General features: G+C 36.9%; 22 protein-coding genes, 1 riboswitch and 1 other annotated feature. Of the genes, 4 read left to right on the top strand and 18 right to left on the bottom strand.

The genetic code is table 11. The features are described from left to right. Window positions 1-5: 5 nt before the first annotated feature. The 12 genes from ACFQZ1_RS26280 to ACFQZ1_RS26225 all read right to left on the bottom strand — a co-directional run bounded on the left by ACFQZ1_RS26280 (window position 6) and on the right by ACFQZ1_RS26225 (window position 15,798). Window positions 6-1,043, bottom strand: a complete 1,038-nt coding sequence (locus tag ACFQZ1_RS26280) for a hypothetical protein (RefSeq protein WP_377885136.1) — start codon at window positions 1,041-1,043, stop codon at window positions 6-8. Between the two features lie 246 nt (window positions 1,044-1,289). After that, window positions 1,290-1,376: riboswitch (cyclic di-GMP riboswitch) on the bottom strand. Between the two features lie 434 nt (window positions 1,377-1,810). After that, window positions 1,811-2,104, bottom strand: a complete 294-nt coding sequence (locus ACFQZ1_RS26275; protein ID WP_377885135.1) for a YerC/YecD family TrpR-related protein — start codon at window positions 2,102-2,104, stop codon at window positions 1,811-1,813. A 423-nt stretch (window positions 2,105-2,527) separates the two neighbouring features. Continuing rightward, window positions 2,528-3,913, bottom strand: a complete 1,386-nt coding sequence (gene nhaC, locus ACFQZ1_RS26270) for a Na+/H+ antiporter NhaC (RefSeq protein WP_377885134.1) — start codon at window positions 3,911-3,913, stop codon at window positions 2,528-2,530. Window positions 3,914-4,188: 275 nt separating this feature from the next. Beyond that, the gene (gene pdxK / locus ACFQZ1_RS26265) at window positions 4,189-5,004 is read right to left on the bottom strand and encodes a pyridoxine/pyridoxal/pyridoxamine kinase (protein ID WP_377885133.1); all 816 of its coding nucleotides are present in this window, start codon (window positions 5,002-5,004) and stop codon (window positions 4,189-4,191) included. Between the two features lie 118 nt (window positions 5,005-5,122). Beyond that, window positions 5,123-6,985 carry a tyrosine decarboxylase gene (gene tdc / locus ACFQZ1_RS26260; RefSeq protein WP_377885132.1) on the bottom strand — a complete coding sequence of 621 codons (1,863 nt, stop codon included), beginning with the start codon at window positions 6,983-6,985 and terminating at the stop codon, window positions 5,123-5,125. A 54-nt stretch (window positions 6,986-7,039) separates the two neighbouring features. Beyond that, window positions 7,040-8,479 carry a tyrosine-tyramine antiporter gene (tyrP, locus tag ACFQZ1_RS26255; RefSeq protein ID WP_377885130.1) on the bottom strand — a complete coding sequence of 480 codons (1,440 nt, stop codon included), beginning with the start codon at window positions 8,477-8,479 and terminating at the stop codon, window positions 7,040-7,042. 593 nt (window positions 8,480-9,072) lie between these two features. Then, on the bottom strand, window positions 9,073-9,801 hold the full coding sequence (locus tag ACFQZ1_RS26250) for a protein rep (protein WP_377885129.1): 729 nt from the start codon (window positions 9,799-9,801) through the stop codon (window positions 9,073-9,075). 316 nt (window positions 9,802-10,117) lie between these two features. Next, window positions 10,118-11,380 (bottom strand): tyrosine--tRNA ligase, encoded by a 1,263-nt coding sequence (tyrS, locus tag ACFQZ1_RS26245; RefSeq protein WP_377885128.1) that lies wholly within the window; start codon window positions 11,378-11,380, stop codon window positions 10,118-10,120. Window positions 11,381-11,463: 83 nt separating this feature from the next. Then, window positions 11,464-11,679, bottom strand: a binding site (T-box leader). A 303-nt stretch (window positions 11,680-11,982) separates the two neighbouring features. Further along, the gene (locus tag ACFQZ1_RS26240) at window positions 11,983-12,363 is read right to left on the bottom strand and encodes a VOC family protein (RefSeq protein ID WP_377885127.1); all 381 of its coding nucleotides are present in this window, start codon (window positions 12,361-12,363) and stop codon (window positions 11,983-11,985) included. 85 nt (window positions 12,364-12,448) lie between these two features. Beyond that, window positions 12,449-12,964 (bottom strand): SRPBCC domain-containing protein, encoded by a 516-nt coding sequence (locus tag ACFQZ1_RS26235; protein ID WP_377885126.1) that lies wholly within the window; start codon window positions 12,962-12,964, stop codon window positions 12,449-12,451. Between the two features lie 29 nt (window positions 12,965-12,993). After that, window positions 12,994-13,338, bottom strand: coding sequence for an ArsR/SmtB family transcription factor (locus ACFQZ1_RS26230; RefSeq protein WP_377885124.1), 345 nt, complete (start codon window positions 13,336-13,338; stop codon window positions 12,994-12,996). 432 nt (window positions 13,339-13,770) lie between these two features. After that, window positions 13,771-15,798 (bottom strand): glycoside hydrolase family 13 protein, encoded by a 2,028-nt coding sequence (locus ACFQZ1_RS26225; RefSeq protein WP_377885123.1) that lies wholly within the window; start codon window positions 15,796-15,798, stop codon window positions 13,771-13,773. A gap of 265 nt (window positions 15,799-16,063) precedes the next feature. On the opposite strand from ACFQZ1_RS26225, the gene ACFQZ1_RS26220 reads away from it, so the two are divergent. Further along, window positions 16,064-16,564 carry a DUF4183 domain-containing protein gene (locus tag ACFQZ1_RS26220; protein WP_377885122.1) on the top strand — a complete coding sequence of 167 codons (501 nt, stop codon included), beginning with the start codon at window positions 16,064-16,066 and terminating at the stop codon, window positions 16,562-16,564. Between the two features lie 34 nt (window positions 16,565-16,598). Here ACFQZ1_RS26220 and ACFQZ1_RS26215 read toward each other — a convergent pair whose 3' ends face one another. The 3 genes from ACFQZ1_RS26215 to ACFQZ1_RS26205 form a co-directional block, all read right to left on the bottom strand. After that, entirely contained in the window at window positions 16,599-16,883 is a 285-nt protein-coding gene (locus ACFQZ1_RS26215; protein WP_377885121.1) for a DUF4183 domain-containing protein, read from the bottom strand. Between the two features lie 232 nt (window positions 16,884-17,115). Continuing rightward, window positions 17,116-18,210 (bottom strand): lactonase family protein, encoded by a 1,095-nt coding sequence (locus ACFQZ1_RS26210; RefSeq protein WP_377885168.1) that lies wholly within the window; start codon window positions 18,208-18,210, stop codon window positions 17,116-17,118. Window positions 18,211-18,450: 240 nt separating this feature from the next. Beyond that, the gene (locus ACFQZ1_RS26205; RefSeq protein ID WP_377885120.1) at window positions 18,451-19,500 is read right to left on the bottom strand and encodes a M42 family metallopeptidase; all 1,050 of its coding nucleotides are present in this window, start codon (window positions 19,498-19,500) and stop codon (window positions 18,451-18,453) included. 338 nt (window positions 19,501-19,838) lie between these two features. Between ACFQZ1_RS26205 and ACFQZ1_RS26200 the strand changes: the two genes are divergently transcribed. The 3 genes from ACFQZ1_RS26200 to ACFQZ1_RS26190 all read left to right on the top strand — a co-directional run bounded on the left by ACFQZ1_RS26200 (window position 19,839) and on the right by ACFQZ1_RS26190 (window position 21,843). Further along, entirely contained in the window at window positions 19,839-20,186 is a 348-nt protein-coding gene (locus ACFQZ1_RS26200; protein WP_377885119.1) for a PadR family transcriptional regulator, read from the top strand. Beyond that, the gene (locus ACFQZ1_RS26195) at window positions 20,173-21,171 is read left to right on the top strand and encodes an HAAS signaling domain-containing protein (RefSeq protein WP_377885118.1); all 999 of its coding nucleotides are present in this window, start codon (window positions 20,173-20,175) and stop codon (window positions 21,169-21,171) included. The genes ACFQZ1_RS26200 and ACFQZ1_RS26195 overlap by 14 nt, the downstream gene beginning before the upstream one ends. A gap of 264 nt (window positions 21,172-21,435) precedes the next feature. After that, the gene (locus tag ACFQZ1_RS26190) at window positions 21,436-21,843 is read left to right on the top strand and encodes a GNAT family N-acetyltransferase (RefSeq protein WP_377885117.1); all 408 of its coding nucleotides are present in this window, start codon (window positions 21,436-21,438) and stop codon (window positions 21,841-21,843) included. 100 nt (window positions 21,844-21,943) lie between these two features. Here ACFQZ1_RS26190 and ACFQZ1_RS26185 read toward each other — a convergent pair whose 3' ends face one another. From ACFQZ1_RS26185 to ACFQZ1_RS26175, 3 genes are all read right to left on the bottom strand, one after another. Continuing rightward, window positions 21,944-22,270: a phosphoribosyl-ATP pyrophosphohydrolase gene (locus ACFQZ1_RS26185; protein WP_377885116.1), complete on the bottom strand. Its 327-nt coding sequence runs from the start codon at window positions 22,268-22,270 to the stop codon at window positions 21,944-21,946. A 24-nt stretch (window positions 22,271-22,294) separates the two neighbouring features. Continuing rightward, window positions 22,295-22,633, bottom strand: coding sequence for a hypothetical protein (locus ACFQZ1_RS26180; RefSeq protein ID WP_377885115.1), 339 nt, complete (start codon window positions 22,631-22,633; stop codon window positions 22,295-22,297). 141 nt (window positions 22,634-22,774) lie between these two features. Beyond that, a complete protein-coding gene (locus ACFQZ1_RS26175; RefSeq protein WP_377885114.1) occupies window positions 22,775-23,563 on the bottom strand; it encodes an enoyl-CoA hydratase in 789 nt (262 codons plus the stop codon). Between the last annotated feature and the right edge of the window lie 254 nt (window positions 23,564-23,817).

Raw genomic sequence — 23,817 nt, 5'->3', positions numbered from 1 at the left:
TATTTTTATATTGCTTTACGGAAAGAGTTAATAAATTCAGTCTTTTTTCTATCCTTTTCAGCCTGATATTGTTTTTGGATCTTCTCTGCATAGTTAGTGTCTATATGTAATGCACTCAATTCTCTCTGCATACTATTTAGCTTATCATTGAATTTTTTATCTTGGTCAGCCTGTATTTTTTCAAGTACTGGTTGATATTTAAGCATCACATATAACGATGGTTCTCCAGATTTCACCTCACTAATTGCTTTTGCTAAAACACCATCTACTTCTTTATTTGCATTTACTTGCATGTTTTGAAACTCAGAATAATATTTATTATAAATTGCTTCAGCTAATTGTTGTTTAGTAGGCTGTTTTACTTCTGGTTTCTTCGCTTCTGGCTTTTTCACTTCTGGTTGTTTTACTTCCGGTTTCTTTGCTCCTGGCTTTGGTTGTTTTACTTCCGGTTTCTTCGCTTCCGGTTGTTTTACTTCCGGTTTCTTCGTTTCTGACTTTTTCACTTCCGGTTTCTTCACTTCTGGTTTTTTCACTTCTGGTTTCTTTGCTTCCGGTTGTTTTACCTCTGGTTTCTTCGCTTCTGGCTTCTTCACTTCTGGTTTTCTCACTTCTGGTTTCTTTGCTTCCGGTTGTTTTACCTCTGGTTTTTTCACTTCTGGTTTCTTCGCTTCTGGTTGTTTTACTTCCGGTTTCTTCACTTCTGGTTTTTTCACTTCTGGTTTCTTCGCTTCTGGCTTCTTCACTTCTGGTTTCTTCGCTTCTGGCTTCTTCACTTCTGGCTTCTTCACTTCTGGTTTCTTCGCTTCTGGTTGTTTTACTTCCGGTTTCTTCACTTCCAGCTTTTTCACTTCTGGTTTCTTCGCTTCTGGTTTCTTCACTTCTATTTTTTGCGGAAGTTTCTCTATTATGCTACCTTTTTGAGATGTTGCTTTTGAGATATTGTTATCTGTCTCTTGAGCACTTACTGCTCCTGTTCCTAATCCTGTCCCTAAAGAAACGATTAGAGTTCCAACTATCAAATTTTTAGATAAACTAGGTCTCATTTTCAAGCTCCTTTTTAAATAAATTTCTAAAATTATTATTAATCCTTAAAGCATCTGCCAAAATGAATCTTAATTACTAATTATACAAATTTTATAATTTTATAACTATAAATATGAATTCAATTCCACAAAACTATAAACTCACCTCCCTTATCATTTTTAAAATATCCTTTACATTACGCTGATTAAACTGCACAACAAAAAGAGACCGTTCAATAAATTGAATAGTCTCCCTTTAATCAACTATTCGGCGGTCCAGCCATCATAGTTCATGTGAACGTTAGATCTGTGACTTTGCGTCTCTATCTTTCGATAAGTTTGCCTTTATCGTTGTATATTTATTATTATTTATAGCATTCTTTAATACATCTAAAATATTATCATATACAGATGTATCATGACAATGTTTTTAAAATTTATTTAATATTTATTAAAATAACTGTATTTAATTAAATGAACGCCTGTAATACAAACACCATTAACAGTACTATGCTGGAAGTAAACCACACTAAAAAACCAACTTTCTTCTACTAAGTTGGCTTTTCATACATATTCCTGTTCGTCTACTCTTCTCACTTCAGACCATACTGTTCACAAATACGCTATCCTGATTCTAGTATCGCTACTTCTACTGGCTGTATATCTAACAAAAAACATAATTTACTTAATTGTTTTTAACAAAAGATCAGGTTTATAAAGCAAAAAACGTTTCATTTTCTGAAACTATAAAATGAAACTTCCATCAGTGGTTCCCCAGTGATGGAAAGTTATTTTTCTTTCATACGCTTAAAAACAACATCATACATGTCATTTCCATAGTTTAAAGATCTCTTCACACGAGAAATTGTTGCTGTACTAGCTCCTGTTTCTTCTTCAATTTCATGATACGTGTTGTGTTTATATAACATTTTAGCTACTTTAAATCTTTGAAAGATTGTCTTCATTTCATTCACTGTGCATAAATCATCAAAAAAACTATAGTACTCATCTACCGTTTCCAATGTTAACATTGCTTCAAAAAATTCATCTAAATCTTTTCCACGTAATTTATCTATTAGCATATGCCTGCCTCCACTTTCATCAGAGTAGCCGCTGCGCCACAAGATCCTCATTCTTATGCCAAAGTATAAGAAAGTCCTCCTACATGATAAAATTTGCTTTATCTTCTACTATGTTTTTTCTTCTATATCTAATGTGAAATTTATCACAAATATAAATAGTCTGATTACACTCTCATGTCAAATCCACCCCTAAAGATATATCAAAAAAATATAAATAAGGTAATTCTCTATTTAATCTTATTAATAATTAATAGAGTATAAGGTATTATATCACTATTTTTTAATATTGAATCCTGCCTCTATATTAAATATTCGTGGCAAAATTTTGTCTAAATTATGTATCACATACTTCAAATAAAAAAGCTGGCATTTACCAGCTTTTTTAAAACTATTACATTTCCTTTTACGATGGAAAATGATGCGTTAACTAGCTTGTTTATGTTCTTTTAATGGTTGTTTTCCACTTCCAATAAATCCTAAAGCAACATGAATGACTGGAACGACCAAACAAAACACAGCGAATGGCAAATACTGCAGCGTAGATACGCCTAGCGTACCAGTGATAAACACACCGCTCACTCCCCATGGAATCAATGGGTTAACAGCTGCTCCGGCATTCGCTAAGATCCCCGAAAGGTTTTTCGGATCTAAATGAATTGCCTCATATTGTGATTTAAATGCTTCACCTGGTAAAATAACTGATAAATACTGCTCCCCTAACAGAACATTGATGCCAATAGAGCTTAATGCAGTCATGAGCATTAAGTTTCCTTTCGTACTTACCATGCCCGAAATTTTAGAAATTAGCTTTTCAATAATTTTCACTTCTACTAACAATCCGCCTAGTGCTAAAGCAAGAAGGATAAGAGAAACAGACCACATCATGCTTTGCATTCCGCCGCGAGTCAATAGCGCATCTACATTCTTTACACCTGTTTTAGAAACAAATCCATCTTGCATATAAGCAGCAATTTGACTCAGGCTAGTATGCGGATGATACATATAACAGATAACTATTGTAATCGTTATACTAAGTAATAATGTCGGAATAGCTGGTACTTTTTTTCTTGCACATAAAAATAGTACGAATACCGGAATTAATGTGAAAGCTGAAATAGTAAAAGATGAATGAAGTGTCTGAACCAGCTCGTCGATGCTATTTCCTGCTGATACTGATGCTCCATGTCCTACAAATAAGAAAAAGATAAGAGTTATAACAAAAGCTGGAATAATTGTCCGCATCATACTGCGAATATGTTCAAATAAATCTACTTCTGCAATCGCAGCTGCTAAGTTCGCCGTATCAGATAACGGAGAAATGTTATTGCCTAGAAAAGCACCTGATATAATGGCACCTGCAATCATTGCTGGGTCCAAGCCCATCATTTGTCCCATTCCTAAAAATGCAATCCCTATAGTTGAAATGGTTGTAAAGGAGCTTCCCACCATTATCCCGACAAGTGCACAGATGACAAAAACAGAAGGCAAAAAGAATTTTGCAGATAAAATTTTAAATCCATAAATCATGATAGTCGGAATTGTTCCTGCCGCAATCCAAACACTAATTAAAATCCCAATTAGCATAAATATAATGATAGGAATTAAACCTGGTATAATTCCATTTTGAATCCCTTTATGAATTGTATCCCAAGAAAAACCTTTTACTTTTGCAAATAAAATAACAATTCCTATAGCGATTAAAATAGGCACTTGAGGAGGTAAACTTAAGCCTATAATACAAGTTCCTATAATTGCTAATAAAACAACTAAAAGAAAGATGCTTTCTTTAAGTGTTACATCTCTTTTCATCTTAATAAACTCCTTATCATGTAAATTGTTGTAGGATTCTATCAACTCATCCATTTACTATTAACATTTGTGAACAATTGCACATTCAATATCTAAACACTATATTAAAAAAGAATCAATGGAAATAAAGTGAAACTTCTATCAGTGGATCCGCGAATAGCGGGATAAACCACAAAAGGACATAAACAATGCTTTGGATGAGTATATATATCACTTACTAATCATGCCAATGGATGTTTTATGCCCTCATTTTATTTACCTAAAATATATAACAGTTAACGCAACTCAGCTTTATTGTATGCACCGTGCCAAACTGGGCCAACAAATGTATTAAAATCAAATCCCCTTTTAATTCCCTCTGTCGTGAAGTCCTTCGCCTTTGCAACGGCTTCTTTTACTGAAAGTCCTTTAGCTAGTCCAGCTGTAATCGCTGCTGCAAACGTACACCCTGCACCATGGTTACAGTTCGTATGAATTTTCTCCGCTTCATAAAGTACGAACTCTGTTCCATCATAAAATAAATCAATTGCCTTATGATCTTCGAGCGATTTTCCGCCTTTTATTACAACATTTTTCGCACCAAAATCGATCATTCTCTTTGCGGCTTCTGTCATATCGTTTACCGTTTTTACATTTTGCATTCCAGATAACTGACCTGCTTCAAATAAGTTTGGTGTTACAATTGTTGCCTTTGGTAAAAGAAGATCACGCATGGCAAGTCCATTTTCAGGATGCAGTGGTTCGTTTTCTCCTTTACAAACCATAACCGGGTCAATGACAACATTTTGCATGTCATATGTTTCAATTACATCACTTACGAGCTCAATCATCTCTATAGATCCAAGCATTCCTGTTTTCATCGCATCTAATTTGCCGCCGGAAAAAATTGTTTTTAATTGCGCTTGTACAAGTTCCTTATCAATCGGATGAACATGATGATGCCAGTTATTATCAGGATCCATTGTGACGATTGTTGTAATGGCAGTTAGGCCAAACGTACCATACTCTTCAAATGTTTTCAGATCCGCCTGTAATCCTGCTCCTCCACTTGAATCAGAACCTGCTATCGTTAATACTTTTTTTACCATCACGTTTTCACTCCTCAATTAATCTTACTCAAATAAATAAGGTCAATTATATATAAAGATGAATGCATAACGGATTTTTAACGTTATGCATTCATTCTATTAAAATGGTTTTCTACTAAACTTATTTCATTTCATTGTAGATTGCTTCAAGTTTAGCTTGAATTGCTTTTTCTAACTTAACAGCATATTCTTCAAATACTTCTTTATCGTGAGCATATGGAGATAACGCACAAGCACGAAGCACTGTTACTTTACCTTTGCGATCCCATTCACCTTCACTAAATCCAAGACTCTTCACGAATGGAAGTGGGCTGTTACCGTAGTCAGGAATAGCAAAGTCAGTATGAGATGTAATGAACTCATTATTATATAATCCGCCTTTAACATAAGAAGCTTGATCGAAGAAATCATGATTTAATTTGTTCATTTTTTCTAAGTCTGTATTACCTTCTTCATTAAATACGTAGTCAACCATGTTAAAGTCAGGTTTTGTTAATGGGTACACACGAATTGTTTTATCGCCAACTTTAAATTCTTTATCACTTAAGAAGTCGTAGAAACGATAAGCTCCTTCAATACTTGCGCCAATTAATTTCCCATAACCAGTTACATTTAGAGGCAACACTTGATGAGCTGTCCAAACTGCTGCTGCAGTTGCACCTGCTTTAGAACCTTCAAGAATATATGCACCTAATAATGCTGGAATATCTGCACCTTTTTCGAATACATACGTTGCAAAGTAAGAAATTACATCGCGCATTCTAATATCTTTAATAACAATACCGCCCGCAGAGTAAGGAATATATCCCATTTTGTGTGGATCAATTGTAATTGTTTCTGCTTGATTCATTGCTTTAAATGAATGATAAACTTCTTTTGTTAACCAGTCACATTTTTCAGTGAAGACATTGTGTTTTGCGTATACTTCTTCGATTTGATCCCATTCGATAAATTCGTTATTTTCATCTAAGAAAATAGAACGAGCATAACCGCCATAAGCAGCGTCTACGTGAATGTAGAAATAGATGCCTTCTTCTGCTAATTTTTCACGAAGTTCTACCATTTTATCAATACGATCTACTTGACCTTCTTCTGTTGTACCGATAACCCCAACAACACCTAGAACAGGAATTTGCTCTGCTGCTAGTTCACGAATTTTTTCTTCTAATTTATTAATGTCCATACGATAGTTGTCATCAACATCTACTTGTTCTACACAATCAAGACCAACACCGATAATATCAGCAGCTTTTAACCAAGAATAATGTTTTGTTTGTGGAATTAACCATTTACCTAATTTTTGTAAATTTTGACCACTGCGTGCAGAATGAGCTTTAATTTCATCAATTTGTTCAGGAATTTGATCTAAAATAGCTAGAATTTCTTCTGTAGACATATTCAGTAATTCCCATTCAGATTTACCTGCAACGAATTCAGGAGCCACTTCTTTAATTGCTAATGGTAAGGACTTCATATTACGTGCATACCATAAGCCCTCTAGGTTAGCAATAGAACCATCTGCGCAAATATGTCCCCAGCTTTCACCTTTTTTATAGCTCATCAGTGCAGCAAATTCATGTCCCACTTCTTCTTCCATTTGAGAAGTACCTGGTGAAGATTCATATGCTACGTTATTACCGTTCCATAACATTGCTGCTGTATAAGCAATGATAGAAGGCATTAATGTTTCAGAGTTCATATGTCCCCAGAAACGGCCAGCAGCATGCCAAGGTAAAGAGTTCGTACGTAATTTAGAAGATAATACATTGAACACACTGCGCATATGATCTGCAGTTTCTTGGAAGTTTTTAGAACTTCTATCTTGAGGTGTAATAACAGGTAAGTCTTGCGGCATATAGTTTTGTCTCCAACCAACATGCTCATCTACCATTTTTAATAATAGTTCTTTAAATAAATCTACATTTTCCCCTTTATCTCCTAAGAATAATGCTTTTAAATTAATCTCTGGCATTTCGTATTTCATTTTCATTTCCTCCAATTTTAAATCGAATTATATAAATTTATGAATTTGTTGTTTTTAATTAGCTTGTTTTAAATATTCTGCTTCGTTATTTTCTTTTTTCCATTCTGGTTTCTTACATTTGTTAATAATAAGAGCAATCCCAATCATAACCACTGTAGCGGCCACTTGATAAATGACGTAACCAGTATACTGACTTGGTTTTAAAATGGATGGTGGGATCAAACTTACAATAATCGTAAGTACAATACCGATCATTGAAACAATAGATACAAACCACATTAATCCATTTCCTTTACTACCTAATCTAAATGGTCTCTTAGCATTATGCATGTTATAACGTAAGCGAATTGCTGAAATAGCAATTAAAGCATATACGATACAATATAGGATCGTTGTTGTAATGGTAATAATTAAGAATGCACTATTAACATCCGGAACTACTACATATAAGAAAGATACTAACGAAATAACAATTGCTTGAATCATTACAAAAGTGATAGGAATATCTTTCTCTGTTCTCTTTTGGAAGAACTTAGGAAGGTTCCCTTCGTCTGCCACCTTAATCATAGATTTACTTGGTCCAAGTACCCATGCACTTAGCTGCACTAGAACACCAATCAAAATCATTAAAGAAATGATGTTAACAAAGATAGGTGGAATACCTAAATCTTTACAGAAAATCAAGTATGGTTGTGTAATGTTAGCTAACTCTAAATGACCGCGTGGCACTGCGTTAGAAACTGTTAAACCAGCGATAATATTAAAGATTACTAGTAAAACAACAGAAGCGATAACAGCAACTGGATAGTTACGTTTCGGATTTTCAATATTATTTGCATGTACAGATGAAATCTCTACCCCCGCAAAAATAAAGATAATCCCTGATAGGTACGCCAAGCTGCCTAAGTCTTTTAAATTAGGTATTAAATCACTTGGTTTAAAATTCCCTAAGTAACTATTTGGCTGAATTCCATTTTTAATCATATAGATAACACCTAGAACTACGAGAATAACAAATGGAATATATACGCCAATCACAGCGCCCCAGTTACCTGCGATTTTTACCATATCAAACTTAAGGTTTAATAAAGTTACACCCCAGTATGAAATTAAGATTACTGCAAAAATAAAGTAGTTGTTTGAAGATAATTCTGGTTTATTAATAACGTAACCGAGTAGAACACCAACAGTTGATGAAACCATTACCATCCCGAAAAACATTTGAACCCATAATAACCATGAGGTAACAAATCCCCATTTTTCACCTAATGCATTTCTAACCCAAACTTGTGGGCCACCTTCTTCAGGAAATCCTGTCGAAAGTTCGGCTGACATGAGCGCAATAGGGAGAGCAAATACAACTGCAGCAATTAACATATAGAAAATTTGCGTCCACCCTGTAATAGCAAGCGTCGGTACACTACGTACAGTGCCAAAGAATGCCATCGTAATACCAATTAACCCGAAAAGCGTTAATTTTTTTGTCTTGGCCATAACTATATCCTTCTTTCCTTTATTTAATTTTTAGAGAATACATACACTGAACTAATACGCTAATTTTCAAAGGAACTGCACTTTCAAAAATACAAACGTTAAAAACTAGGGTATTAAAACAAAATATCTGATACAAAATTTGTAGACTCTATAGGATCATTCCTTTCTTCAAATCATGCTGTTATTTCGTAGAATACATCCATCTGCTTCTTCATAAAACGAAATGAATAATATTCATAAAATAATCATCTGTTCTTTCTACAAACCCATTTGTGAAACTTGAGTTTTTGTTTGTGAATTATTGAACAGCTGAACTTATGACGCCAGTTTACTCCCGTAATTTTGTTTTGTCAACAACCTAATAAACACTGATTTGACAGTGTTTATTAACAAAAACAAAAAACTTATTATTTAGGGCATTAAAGGTTTAATGCTTTCATCCATTAAAGCTTTAAATCTTTTATTTATAAAAACAGATAAAATAAATATAAATAAAAATGAATATTAATACAAAAATACCACGGTAAAAATCACAAAAAAAGAAGAGTGAATTCGCTTCACTCTTCTGCTACATAAAAAGACTAGGTTGATTATTATTTAAAAAAAGGATTCTGTTCATCTTCTCTTAAACCTGGATGCCAGTCTAACATATTTACAAACGCATGATTTGCAATTGGATCGTTTATACATAATTCATCCATGTCTAAATGAGACTTATTTTCACTTTTCAATTGCTCCATTACATTTTTTAACAATTCACTGTACCCGATCAAACGTCTAGATGTAATTATTTTACTTTTCCGAAGAGGAATTTCACTTTCCTGTTCACGAAATGTTAACAATTTTTCTTTGAAAATCTCTCGTTTTCCTTCTTTTCCGTTAACTACTTTCATTTTTACATACAAACCATTTTCTATCCCTAATGCTCTGCTCCACAAAGAGATCCAGTTATCATGTTTGATATAGTATCTCCCCTGAAAATAGCTTTTGATCACCGGAAGTAAAATGTGAATTCTCGGATGATACATATCATCTTTCTTTAAAATATCCAACATCCTAAAATAACCTAAACTTGCTTGTTGTACAGATTTATACTTAAATAGCCGATTAAACCCAATTAATATCTTATCTAACGTCTGATTAATCTGTTCTTCCATTATATTTTCTAAACCCAAATCTACCAATAACCAATTCACTTGCTGCTTTTTATTAACTTCTGTTATCACACGGTGATTAACGTATGCTAATTCCAAAGTTCGTTCCCATGACGCCAGCATAATTAATCCCCTCGCTTTCACAAATTCATTTTCATTTTTCAGCATATAAGTCTCTGCTATGCAAAATAATGTGAAACCTCTATCAGTAGGGGCTTTTTTCACCCCCTACTGATAGAAGCCCGCTTAATCGAGCGCATGCCAGTAGTTATCCCCACCTATTTTCTTCTCTTCTGTCTCAATCTTGAGATTGGGGGCTTACTACCCACGAATAGCAGAGTAAAAAATAACCTGCACTCGCATTTCAACCTTTGCATGTAGCAGGAAAAAGCCCTGACCACTTCTATACATGACCAGGCGCTCTCTCCCACCTAAAAAGGTTTTTATGTCGTTTTTCAATTTGCATTTATATATTTACAGAGTATTATTCTCCTAATTTCACCAAGCTGTAATTCTTTTTACCTTTACGGATAATAATAAATCTGCCATCGAATGAATTTTCTACCGTAACATCTGTATTTACATCTGTTACTTTATCTCCGTTCATCAAAATAGCTCCATTATTAATATCTTCTCTCGCCTGACGTCTAGAAGGTTCAATTCCTAAATCTACTAACCATTCAACAATATTTTTTGTTTCCTTTTCAGCATGGAAAGTCGGCATATCTTTAAAGCCTTGTTCAATTTCATCCGCAGTTAACGCTTTAATATCCCCGCTAAATAACGCTTCTGTAATTTTTACTGCTTGTAAAAATGCATCTTCACCATGAACAAATTTTGTCATTTCTTCTGCTAATACTTTTTGTGCTTCACGTTTATGAGGCTCTGTTTGAACTTTCACTACTAATTCATCAATTCTATCTTTTGTTAAGAATGTGAAGAATTTTAAGTATTTAATTACATCGCGATCATCAGTATTCACCCAGAACTGGTAGAATTCAAATGGTGTTGTCTTTTCAGGATCTAACCAAATCGCTCCTCCTGCTGTTTTACCAAATTTCGTACCGTCTGATTTTAATAGTAATGGAATTGTTAATCCAAAGACTTTTGCATCTGGTCCTTCTTTTTTACGAATTAAGTCTAAACCGCTTGTAATATTGCCCCATTGGTCACTGCCGCCAATTTGCAGTTGTACATCTTCGTGTTTGTATAAGTGATGGAAGTCCATCGCTTGTAGAATTTGGTATGTGAATTCTGTAAATGAAATCCCTGTCTCTAAACGGCTTGCTACAATATCTTTTGCCAGCATATTATTTATACTGAAATTTTTACCGTAATCGCGTAAAAACTCAAGAATGCTTACTTCATGCGTCCAATCGTAGTTATTTACCATTTTCACTTCGCTATTTCCGCCAAAGTCAAATAGCTTTTGCATTTGTGCTGTTAACGCATCAACATTCTGCTGCACTTGTTCTAATGTTTGAAGTTGTCTTTCTGTTTGACGTCCACTTGGATCACCGATTGTTCCCGTTGCTCCTCCAATTAAGATAACTGGATGATGCCCAGCTAATTGGAAACGTTTCATCATCATAAATGGAATTAAATGTCCGATATGCATACTGTCACCAGTTGGATCTACACCACAGTACAAGGAAATCTTTTTCTCTTCTACTAGTTTACGTAACCCTTCTGCATCTGTTTGTTGATTGATGGCATCGCGCCATTCCAATTCGTCAATGATGTTCATGTCTTCCCAGCTCCTTTAATTTGTAAGTTATTCTTCCCTTAGTTTGGTAAGAATAAAAAAAAAGTCCCCATGTCTACACTAGACATAGGGACGATTTTTAACCGTGTTACCACCCAGATTGCACAAATAGTATTACTATTTGTACCACTCTTAGCAATAGTATCGATTGCTACTCCGCTTAGCATTACCTAAGATACTCCAGAGTGTAATTCACAAGTTTGTTTGTGCTAGGTTCCATCAACCCCTAGCTTTCTCGATAACAGTGACAAACTGCTACTGGGCTCTTTCAACGTATTTGATATGTTAAATTACAGCCAATTATAGAGAAGTAAAATTTCATTGTCAATTCTATACAGAAATGTTTTTAAATTGTTCACATTCGCTTTATTCAATTAACGCGATAAAGTGAAAACCCGATTAGTGGGGGTTTTCTTTATCCTCCACTGATGGAAAGCTCTCACCAATCGGGCTTTTACGGGCAGTTATCCCCCACCTATTTTCCTCGCTTCCCCCTTTGTTGCTTTACAATCTGTTTCGTAAATCAAACAAACAAAAAGGCGATGCCTTTATTCAAGCATCGCACTCGTAAATTGAATATAAATTTACTTTTTTTCCATTACTGCAAAGTAATTATTTTCACTATCTGCAAAATTAAATACTCTACCTGAAGGCATATTTACAATTTCTCCGACTGTAACGTTTTTGTTTGATAGGTCACTATATAAATTATCGAAATTTTTCGAGAAGAACATTAAAGAAGGTGTTCCAAGATTTAATTCAGGCGACATTTTCGCAATAAATTCCTTATTATGGAGAATAATGCTTGTTTCAGCTTCTTTAGTTGGAGCAATTTCAATCCATCTCATACCTTGACCATTGTCTTCCTCTGAAATTACACTAAACCCTACTTTTTCTGTCCAAAACGCCTTTGCCTCATCTTGGTTATTAACATACAACATGATTTGACCTACATTACTAATCATTGATATTTGCACCCCTTTATATAATTAATTACAAAACTTAATGATTCTAAACTTTTCTAACACTAAAATCACTGGTACGGTAACTCTACTTCAGCGACTCCACAAGCTCGTTCAAACGATCCCAAGTTTCGGTGATGCCCTGCAGCATGCCCATATCCATGACGGTCTTAAGGGCCTCTGCGGAAACATATTCAGCACGGTTTATCAGCTTTGTCTTTCCACCCAAATCGATGAATTCCAATGTGATCTCGGTTGACGGCATGGAGTCATTCAAATTGCCTTCGGCATCCGAAAAATAATCGGTGTAGACAACCTTTTCCGGCTCGATAATCTCCTTATAAACCCCTTTGCCCCAGGATTCCATACCAAAAAATTGACCCTGATTCTGATCAACACACTTCATACAGTAGTGCCAAACGCCTCCCGGACGGAAATCGACGGTGCAGACCGGAATCTCCCAGCCCCTCGGCCCCCACCAGCGTTTCAGATGCTCCGGCTCTTTAAACATCCTGAATACGAGTTCGCGTGGCGCATCGAAAACGCGCTCCAGTACCAATACCCGATCGTTCTCTACTCTCGATACCAATGTGTTGTTTGCCATCGTAATTCCTCCTTGAACATGAAATGATTTTACGATTTTTCCTTGTTTTGCAATTCCTTCAAATAATCATCTAGATTGTCGAATCTTTCTTGCATCACGCGCTGGAAGGACTGTATCCAAGAATCCAGCGCTTGGAAGGGCTCGGGCCGGAGCTTGTAGATGCGGCGGTTAGCTTCGGCCTGCACTTCCACAATCCCGTTGTCGCTTAGCACTTTTAGATGCTTCGAAGTTTGGGGCTGCTTCAATCCCAGCTGGTCGGCGATTTCCCCAACAGTCAGGGGACCGTCACGCAAAAGTTCGACGATATTCATACGATTTGGTTCAGACAAAGCACTAAGCGTCGTCATGTTCACGCCCGGAATCTTCCCTGACATATTGCTCACCTCGTCAAGTGATGATCTCCGGTTAAAGCCCATATACATCATCACTAGTATTATCGTCCTGTTGAATTGATTATACCCAATCAGGAATATTCCCGTCAAGGAATATTTAAAAACTAAAGTGATAACGGGTCAGTGCCGAATTCACAGAATCCAATCCTTCATAGGTTGAGTGAAAGTATGTTCTATTCATATCGTCCCGATTGGCACCTTCACTCTTCTCAATGTATCCATTTTTGACCAATTTCTCCAATCTCCCCATTTTAACTCAGTAAGAACAAAAACGGTTGCGAGTACAATGAAAATCATATTTTACATACCTTATAACCATTAATCTCAGTAATTCATGGCCTTTTTCTGTTTAATAAACATTAAAAGCGCTCTAATTTCAGAGCGCTTTATGTAAAACTATATGAGTTACACTGTTTACTGCGCTAAAACCGCACCATAATGTCCGTCAACAGTAAGGGTAACGTTTCCGTTCTGTACGGTATACGTTTTACCAGTCAATTTATCTGTGACAACACTTCCATTTTGCATGCTTAGCTGCCACACAGGAACAGTTACGTTATGACTGACAGAATCATTGTTGAGTACAACTGCAATTCTATTTGTTGTATCAAAACGACCATAGGAATATATTTTATTTGTATCATCTGTTTGCAGCGTCATAAACGAGCCCGTTCTTAGTGCTGGATATCGGTTACGAATGCTGATGAGCTTTTGTGTTAAAGATACAGCGCTATTGGAAGTAGTCGCTTGGGACCAATCAAACGTCCGTCGGTTATCAGGATCCGCACCGCCCATTATGCCATATTCATCTCCATAATAGATTGTTGGCGTCCCAACATACGTCATCTGGAAAATGAGTGCTAAATATGTCTTCCAAATATCACCGCCGGCACGTTCACCAAAACGAGTGATATCGTGATTAGATAGATGATTGCTCATCGCTTGCCGAACGTTAGTCGGATAATTCGCACGTGTTCCTCTTAGCCAGCTGTCGAATTGAGAAGTTGGTATGGAAGCCGCATTGTTACTATAATCTTTCCCTGTTATCCATTCAGAAACCGGTTGCGTAAATCCATCGAAATTCGTAGCACTGTCCCATTGGTTCCCTTGACCTGTCCAAGGATTTGCATTTCCCCAATATTCACCAAGTATCGCTGCATTCGCGTTTACAGATTTCACTGCACTTCTGAATTCAGCCCAAATTTGGTGATTCACAGCGTCACTGCCATTACCTCCACCAGCATCTGTATATTGCGCTGCATCTAATCGCCAACCATCGATGTTATATGGAGCTTTCAAATACGTTTTCGCTACGGAGTCGCTATTATTATAGATTTGGTTTCTTACCGGTGAACCACTAGCTCCATAATCTAGCTTAGGCAAACTGTTAAATCCTAAAAAGCTAGCATATGCATTCGGCCAAGACTGGAATGTATAGTAATTATACCACTGGCTAGATTGAGACTCATAAGCTCCTAAAGAGGAGAAATTATTATACTTATCGAACCATACATGACTATCTCCTGTATGATTAAATACACCATCTAATACTAAATATCCCTTTGGTCCGTTTGCTGTGCTATGAACGTCTGATGATAGCGTTTGCAAAGTTCCGTTTGTTCCAAATGCAGGATCCACAGTCATATAATCCTGTGTATCATACTTATGGTTAGAAGGGGATTTAAAAATCGGATTTAAATAAATAATGTTAGCTCCTAGCGTTTGTTTAATATAACCGAGCTTTTGGTCTACTCCTGCTAAATCACCGCCGAAGAACACTAGGTTGTTCGTATAGCCAGAATCAGCATAAACACTGCTTCCCCAAGCTTTTTTCTCAGTTGGTGTGCCATCGTAAGTGTATGCATTCGTTTGCACATCATTCGAGGAATCACCATTATAAAAGCGGTCAGGGAAAACCTGATACATGACACCATCCTTCATCCAATCCGGTGTTTTAAAATTTGGGATAATATAAAAATCACCTGATGATGGTTCAGATGCAGAAGGACCGGCGGCATTATACCAAACTGAAGAAGATCCATCGGTAATTTGGAAACGATAATACTTTTGCGAAGAACTAGCCGGAATTGTCCCTTGCCAATAATCAAATGTTCCCGTAGCATCGTTGGACATCCATGACATAGGAATCACGTGGAACAATCCATCAGCAGTATCGTAGTACTTGATATTCACACCGGTAGTATCGCCTTTAAATGTACGGAATTTCAGCGTCACGCTTTGAACAGCTGTCGGTTCTGGCACACTATCATAGACAGGACCTTGGTCGTGAAATAAACCATTCCACTCTACATTATTATCGTTCGTTGCAGCATAGGCCGATGATGCAGATGGCGTGTACAGCAACGATGTCCCTAAAACAAGTGTAGATAATGCAATCGTTTGCATTAACGCGCGCATTTTACCCTTCTTTACTCTTTTCATCGCAAACCTCCTATAAAAAATGTAAGTGCTTTCAAATCTATTATATAAGTAATCTATCAAAAGTAAATGAATTAATTTTCTGAAAGTAAAACTTCTATCAGTTATCCCCCACCTATTTTCTTCACTTTCCTCAATCTTGAGGTAGAATTCTCACTGCCTAAAAATAGCGAGATAAAGAAACATGACCAATGTACAAACAAATATTATATATATTCATATACTTATAATATATGCACTCTGTTTGCAAAAAAAGGGGGGCACTATTTTGAACCTATTTCCTTGTGCGCTTCCTCTCCCGGAACCGGGACCTACCGGGGCTACCGGAACAACTGGACCCACTGGGGTAACTGGACTGACCGGAGCTACTGGGCCACTTGGACCTACTGGAACAACTGGGACCACTGGACCGACTGGGGCTACTGGACTAGATGGAACAACCGGCGCTACCGGATTTACTGGGCCTACCGGCGCTACCGGACCTACTGGGCCTTCCTTCCAAGGCTTGGTTCCTGCCACTAATCTCATGTATTTCACAATTTCAGATGGCACGAGTCTTGTATACACAAACGCGGATGGTTTGCCTCAATACGGAACGACTCAAATCTTGGCACCAAATCAAGTATCCTATCTGAATTTATTTATTAACGGCATTATTCAACCACAAAGTTCTTATAACGTACAAGCGGGTATATTAACGATACTTGCTGATGAAGCGCCACCAGCGGGTAGTCCAATTACACTTCAGTTTATACTAATCAACCAATAAAAAACGGATTCTTTAAAAAGAATCCGTTTTTTTACTAGTTTACAACAAATTCAATCATAACCGGAACACCAGCATCTAAAGCATCTCCACCAGGAATTGTAATAGCTGTTGTGGTTACAGTTGAAGTGTCTCCAGGCTGTAATTGTCCGTTCAGGTACAGATTATAATATGCAAATGATGCAGGAAATGCCGTAGCAGCCGTTCCCGCGTCAGTGGTAAAAGCAGTCGCTAAAATGTTAAAAGTTGCTCCTGTTCCTGTTCCGGCACCAATTGTTGAATTAAATCTTTTACTCGCTAAATAAGGTTTAATAATCGCCATTTTATTTCACTCCTTTCGTTTTTAAATTAAATAGGGCTTATCCTACGCTACATATTATGTAAATGTTCTATTTTAGTAACGGCCAACTGCCTGTTTTTCATGAAATATTAGAAGTTCATATTATTACATAAAACGAAACTTCCATCCCCCACCTAGCTTCTTCGCTTCCTCTCAATCTTGAGGTGGGGGTAGTTCAATTTCCATTCCACCAAATATAGTGAACCCAATCGAATCAAAGAACAGCTAAACCTTGCGATCCGAAATAAGGCAAGTTAGTCCAAGCAGCAACCTGCAATCTGACAAGACTACCATCATCCTGGATATGAAATACTGAGACGGTGCCCTGATTTCCGTTAAGGGTGTAAAAATGCCGTCCATCCTTACTTACTCTAGCATCTATCGGCAGACCTGGTGCCGTACCTGACGGTGTACTGGTAATATGCCTTACCACTGACAGTGCTCCATTGGGATCGATTCGGTAGGTGGAAATGGTGCCACTTAAGGTGTTGGTAGTGTATGCAAAACGTTCATCCTTCGTTGTTACAACCCAACAAGCGGTCTTATATCCGTTTGGTACAGAGCCGCTGATCACATGAAGGATACCATCGTTAGTCAATGAATAAGAGGACAGCCCATTTGAAACTGCTTCTGTAACTAAGAGGATTCCAGACGATAGAAAATAGGCGCCCAATGGTCCTTGACCATAAGAATCATTAACGATTGGTCCTGTAATCGTACCATTTTTATTTACACGGAATATACTAAGATGGTTTGATGTAAGCTCGGAGACAAGAATTTTACTGCCATCTGGAGTGAAGAGCACCTGCGCCGGCTGGGCATTGAAAGTACTGAGAGAATGAGTTGATCCGGGGATAGGAGTAAGGCGCCCATTAGTATCTATGAGAAAACCAGTGATATTAGATGCAAAATTGTTAGCGGCATTACCTACATTGGAAACATAGAGAAGATTACCAAACACATCTACGCTATTGGGCTGAGCACCTCCTGATGGCTTCACATCCACGAGAACGGGCGCTCCGCTATCGTTTATCATGAAACTACTGATACTACCGCTGCCTGCGTTAACTGCAAGTAGGAAACGGCCATCACGGGACAAAGTTAGGGAACCTTGTGACGCAAGGGGATCGACGCCATCGTTTGCAGTTGCAGTGGAGACTTCCTTTGTACCAGTACCTCTGCCATAAGTTGGGTAGGAACCTATAAAGGTGAGCATTCCATTCATGTCCCTGTAAAAGGCAATGATTTGATTCATTACTTCATTATTGGTCATCATATAAACCATACTCGCACGAAAATATTTGTTCATTATCCGCTCTCCCCCTTTCATAATTTTATATGGTTCTTTTTCCATTTCAATTCCAAAATTGATGTACATTGGTTTAAAAGATAGGTGGATTTTCATCTCCCACTAACCTGCTCCGTTCGTTCAATAACACAGGCTCTTGTTCTTTTGGTTTAAGACTCCGAAGCCAAAACATTTTATTTTCTTATATTTACAGCAAAAAAAGTGAAAGATTTACTCTTTCACTTTTTCCTTACTTTACTATTATTCTCCTACCATCTCCGACAACACATACGCATAAATAAGTGCTTCCGTATGTACAATCGACGTCTCATGCGTACGCTCATAAGCATGAGACGCATCAATACCAGGACCAATTAATCCGTGTTTCACATCTGCTCCGGCACGAATTGCGGCAGATGCGTCAGAAGCGTAGAATGGATAGATGTCTACTTTATATTCAATGTTATTTGCTTTTGCTAGCTCGATTAAATGTTTACGCATTGCGTAATGATACGGACCGCTTCCGTCTTTCGCACAGATCGATACTGTGTATTCATCCGATGCTTGACCATCGCCAAGTGCCCCCATGTCAACCGCGAGGTATTCTACTGTTTCTTCTGAGATGTTGGAGTTACCGCCGTAACCAATTTCTTCATTGTTAGAGATTAAGAAATGCGTTGTATATGGTAGTGTGATTTTTTCGTCTCGTAATCTTTTAATCAATTGAAGTAAGATGGCAACACTTGCTTTATCATCTAGATGACGAGATTTTATGTAGCCGCTATCTGTCATTTGAACGCGCGGATCGAATGATACGAAATCGCCTACTTCAATGCCTAGTTCACGTACTTCTTCCGGTGAAGATACGCGCTCATCGATACGTACTTCAATGTTTTGTTCGTCACGTTTTGCTTCTCCAGCATTTTTGTATACGTGTACAGACGTTTGATGGATTAAAATCGTACCTGTATATTTTTTACCGCTTGCTGTTTCGATTTCGCAATATTCCCCTTCAACCGCATTCCAGCGAAAACCGCCAATCATTGATAGTCGCAGACGTCCGTCTGCTTTAATTTCTTTTACCATTGCGCCTAACGTATCAACGTGAGCAGTAAGTAAACGTTGTTTTGTGTCATCTTCCCCTTTTAACGTTATAATAAGACCGCCCTTATTGTTGCGCTTCGTCTCGACATTCCACTCTTTTACATAGTCCTCAATAAAACGAATAATTGTGTTTGTATTTCCAGATGGACTTGGGATTGAAACGAGTTGTTTAATAAGCTCCATCGTATCTTTTGCGTTATGTATCATATGTTTTTCCCCTCTCTTTTATCTTCCCAATATTCAGTATAATAGAAAAATCACGAAATAGAAATAAAGTGAGACTTTCATCCCCCACCTATCTTCTTCGCTTTTCTCTGGATTTTGAGGCGAGGGTCTTACTGTCCGCGAATAGCGGGATATAGTAAACCAAAATAATGAAATGATATATAAAACACCGTTTGAATACAAACGGTGTTTTTATTCTTACTTGTTATTTCTTAAAAGGGCATTTCATTTCAAATAATGTTGTAACAACAATACTGTATGATACATAGCATAAATTATACACTGTATGACATATAGTATATAAAAAATGAGGTGGGTGAATGAGTACTTTATTGAATTCATTAATGACAGAGCTTAGGAGAGGAACGTTGACATTAGCCGTTTTAAGTCAATTACGAACACCCCAGTATGGATATTCACTTGTTCAATTATTGGAGGAATCAGGCATTACCATTGAACAAAGTACCTTATATCCATTGCTCCGCCGATTAGAAAAACAGGAATTAGTGACGAGTAGTTGGGATACTTCTGAGAGTAGACCCCGTAAGTTTTATGTTTTAAGTGACTATGGATTAGAAATCTTTTTGCAGTTAAAAAAGGAATGGCTTAAGAATTCGAAAGAACTCTTAAGCTTATTAAAAAAGGAGGAAGACGATGAATCTGATTGAGATTTATATAAAAGAAGTTACTCGGAGGCTGCCTGAAAAAAACCGTGAGGATATTGCTCTAGAGTTACGGTCAACCATAGAGGATATGCTGCCTGATGATTACGGCGAAGAAGATGTAAAGGCGGTTCTTGAAAAATTGGGGAATCCGGTCACAATGGCTAGTGGTTATCGAGACTGGCCATTGCACTTAATTGGTCCACGCTATTTTGATGTATATGTGACGCTACTAAAAATGATTTTACCGATTGCTGCTGTCATTTCGTTAATCTCGGTGATTGCCGAACATTTTATTGGATATAGTGAAGAACAAGCGGTTATAAGTATTGTTTTTAGTCTTATGGGCAAAGGAATAGGGAGCATCATTGAAGTAGGGATCCACGTATTCTTTTGGCTAACACTTGTGTTTGCTATTTTGGAAAGAGCAGATAAAGGAAGAGATGATGAGCCATTAACAGCAAGCTTTAAAAAATGGACACCTGATGATTTGAAAAATATCCATAATATTCCTAAGAAAAAAGCGATTTCAAAGGGCGAAGTATTTGTAAGTTTAATGTGGACTGCGATTTGGTCAACTTTTTATTTTTATGCAAATCATCTTGTAGGTGTATATGAACGCAGTAGAGACGTACTTGAATTTGTGACCCCAACTTTTAATCAGGAAGTTTTACTTGGATATTGGCCAATCGTTCTTGTTGTAATTGGTCTCGAAATAGCAGTAGCTCTTTATAAATTATTAAAGGGGCAATGGACAAAAGGAATAGCAATTTGGAATACTGCACTCCAGCTTATCGCAACCATTGTATTCATTGTTATAGTAACAAATCCGAATGTGATAACCCTAGATTTTATTACGTATATGACTAATTTATTTAACATAACAGCTAATCAATTTAAAACATGGATAGTTGGCGGTGGAATTTTCATCTTTATTTTATTTGCAGTAATCGCTGTATTTGATGGCTTCCGTAAGGCTAGAATTCGTTAATATATTTGCTTACTAAACTACCATTACGCACTTTAAGATCGGAATAATCATGCTGCAGTTGTATCCTTTAAATAAAGTCGAACCGTTTTTATAGTTAATTAAGAAACTGTTGAGTGATAATAGGGTTGTTCCGTTAAGGCGCCAGATTGTTGAATAAAACTTTTAAAGAGAATTTGATATCATGTTAAAGTTTAGAAGGTTTGTAACGTATGCATGATAACAGAAAAGTTTTTTTTAAAACACAATAAATCAGGAGGTGCTTATATGGAAGGAACTATACATTATACACTAGAACCCCCTGAAGATTTTACGCAATTACTAACCTTATATGAATCTTTAGGATGGAATTCACTTAAATTAACAGTTAATGATTTAGAACAAATGTGCAATCAAAGTTGGTATGTCATTTATACTTTTGATGAACAAAAATTGGTGGGAACGGGCCGTATTATTTCAGATGGTGTGATTACCGGAATTATATGTGGAGTGGGTGTACTACCGAGTTACCAGTCAAAAGGAATCGGCAAAGAAATGCTGAATCGAATGATTGAACATTGTGAGCAAAATCGAGTAATTCCTCAACTTTTGTGTGCGGAAAGTTTGGAATCCTATTATGAATTTCTTGAATTCAAGAAATTTTCCATCGGTATGACAAGGAATATAAATCGATAAATTTTTTTATCCCCCACCTACCTTCCTCACAATCTTGAGATTATGGTCTTACTGCCCGCGAATAGCGAGATAAAAGGCATCGCATATACTGCGATGCCTTCTACTCTTCACTCACTTCTACTAAATATACACCTTTTTCAAATCCACCGCGCTCCGCTTCTTTTTCTTTACGAATGCGCTCAACATCCTCTAACGTTACACCTTCTGTCTGTGCCATTGCTTTAATAACCTCTAATGCATCCGCTAAAGAATCTAATGCATGCTCACGGTCTTGAATAGATGCAAATTCACGCATTTCTTCTATTCCGATTTTCGATAATTCTTGTATGTATTCTTGTTTACTTAACTTTTTCGATGTATATGTTTTACCAGACATTAAAATCATTTCTGGTACACGGTCGCGTACGACTTTATTATAAATTGACATGGTAACACCTCCATTTTCTTCTACTTAAAAACAACCTAGCTCTGCATCGTATAGAAACCAATGTTTTCGTACACATGCGGTCGACATATCGATGCCAGCTGAAGAGTGGCGTATTTCTGGAAAACGATAACTTTCATATTCTTTCTCTGGTACACCGTAAAAAGAACGAAGATGATTTGGGACGATCCCATTATATCGATCTTCCACTCTTTCAATCTCACTATGTATCGCTTCTTTCGGATTTCCAGACAGGAACATCGCTGTTCGAACCGCTGCAGTTGGTGTACTATGTAACAACACATATACAAGTAACCATGCACCGATAATTGCCATGATCATTCGGTTCTGTTTTATTAAACTCATTCCATTCTCCTTCTATCATTCATTAAAAAAGTGCTAACACCATTATACTAAAAAAATGTGTTAACACTCTCTCATATTCTGTAAAATTTTTATTCTACTATTCGCAGGCCAGTAACCCCCACCACTGATGGAGGGTTCACTTTATTCTCCTTTGAACACTGGCGGACGCTTCTCTAAAAATGCTGTAATTCCCTCTTTATGATCCGCTGTTCTTCTCATTGCATATTGGCCGCGTTTTTCAAGCTGAAGTGTTTGTTCTAATGAGGAGCGGTTCACTTCGGCTAAAATTTGCTTCGTTTGAATCATTGCGCCAATCGGTTTTTGCAGCCATTCATTGATTTTTTGTTTTACAGCATCTTTGAAATTCTCACCAATCACTTCATCAATTATGCCGATTTCAAGCGCTTCGGTTGCTGATAATTTCTTTCCTTCCCAAATGATTTCTTTTGCCATATGCTCTCCAAGGCGCTTTTGTAAGAAGAAATGTCCACCACCATCTGGAATTAAAGCGATTCCAATAAAATTCATCGCAATAATGGATGAAATATCAGCCATTACGTAATCTGCTGTTAACGCAATACTAAGCCCAAGGCCTGCCGTTGGACCATGAATCGCGCTAATCACAAGCTTTGGCATTGTATACAGCGTCACAACAATTTCCGAAATGGTATTCATAATTCCTTCAAAAGCACTTTCATCTCCGCTCGATAACATCGACTTAATATCGCCGCCCGCAGAAAAACCGCGGCCGTTTCCGCATAGTACAACGACATGCACAGAGCTTTCAGCCACTTCTTTTAACTTTTGTAATAGTTCTTTCAACGTCTGTTCATCTAATGCATTTAGCACTTCTGGACGATTTAACATAATCGTTGCAACTCGTCCTTCATATTGTACAATTACTGATTCTGCCTTACTTGAAACTGTCATACATTCTCTCTCCTTCTCTAATCTGTTATACTTATATAATTACAGAAAGAGATTTCAAAAACCTTCTTTTTTCTTAATTTTCCGTCAAATTACCATGAATTTCGTTTTTTTCCAAATCACAATACTCTATATAGGGTAGAAAAAACATATCTCGTATCAATAGCTATTCTGACAAGAAATAAGCTTTTTAGAAGAGGAAATGTAACACACAACCTGCCAAAGCTGATTAATCCTACTTACTGATAAATTAAGAC

The sequence above is a fragment of the Bacillus sp. CGMCC 1.60114 genome (assembly GCF_042676365.1).
GTDB lineage: Bacteria > Bacillota > Bacilli > Bacillales > Bacillaceae_G > Bacillus_A > Bacillus_A rhizoplanae_A.
Note: the sequence above shows the minus strand (reverse complement) of the source record. Positions and strands in the feature narration are given on the sequence as shown.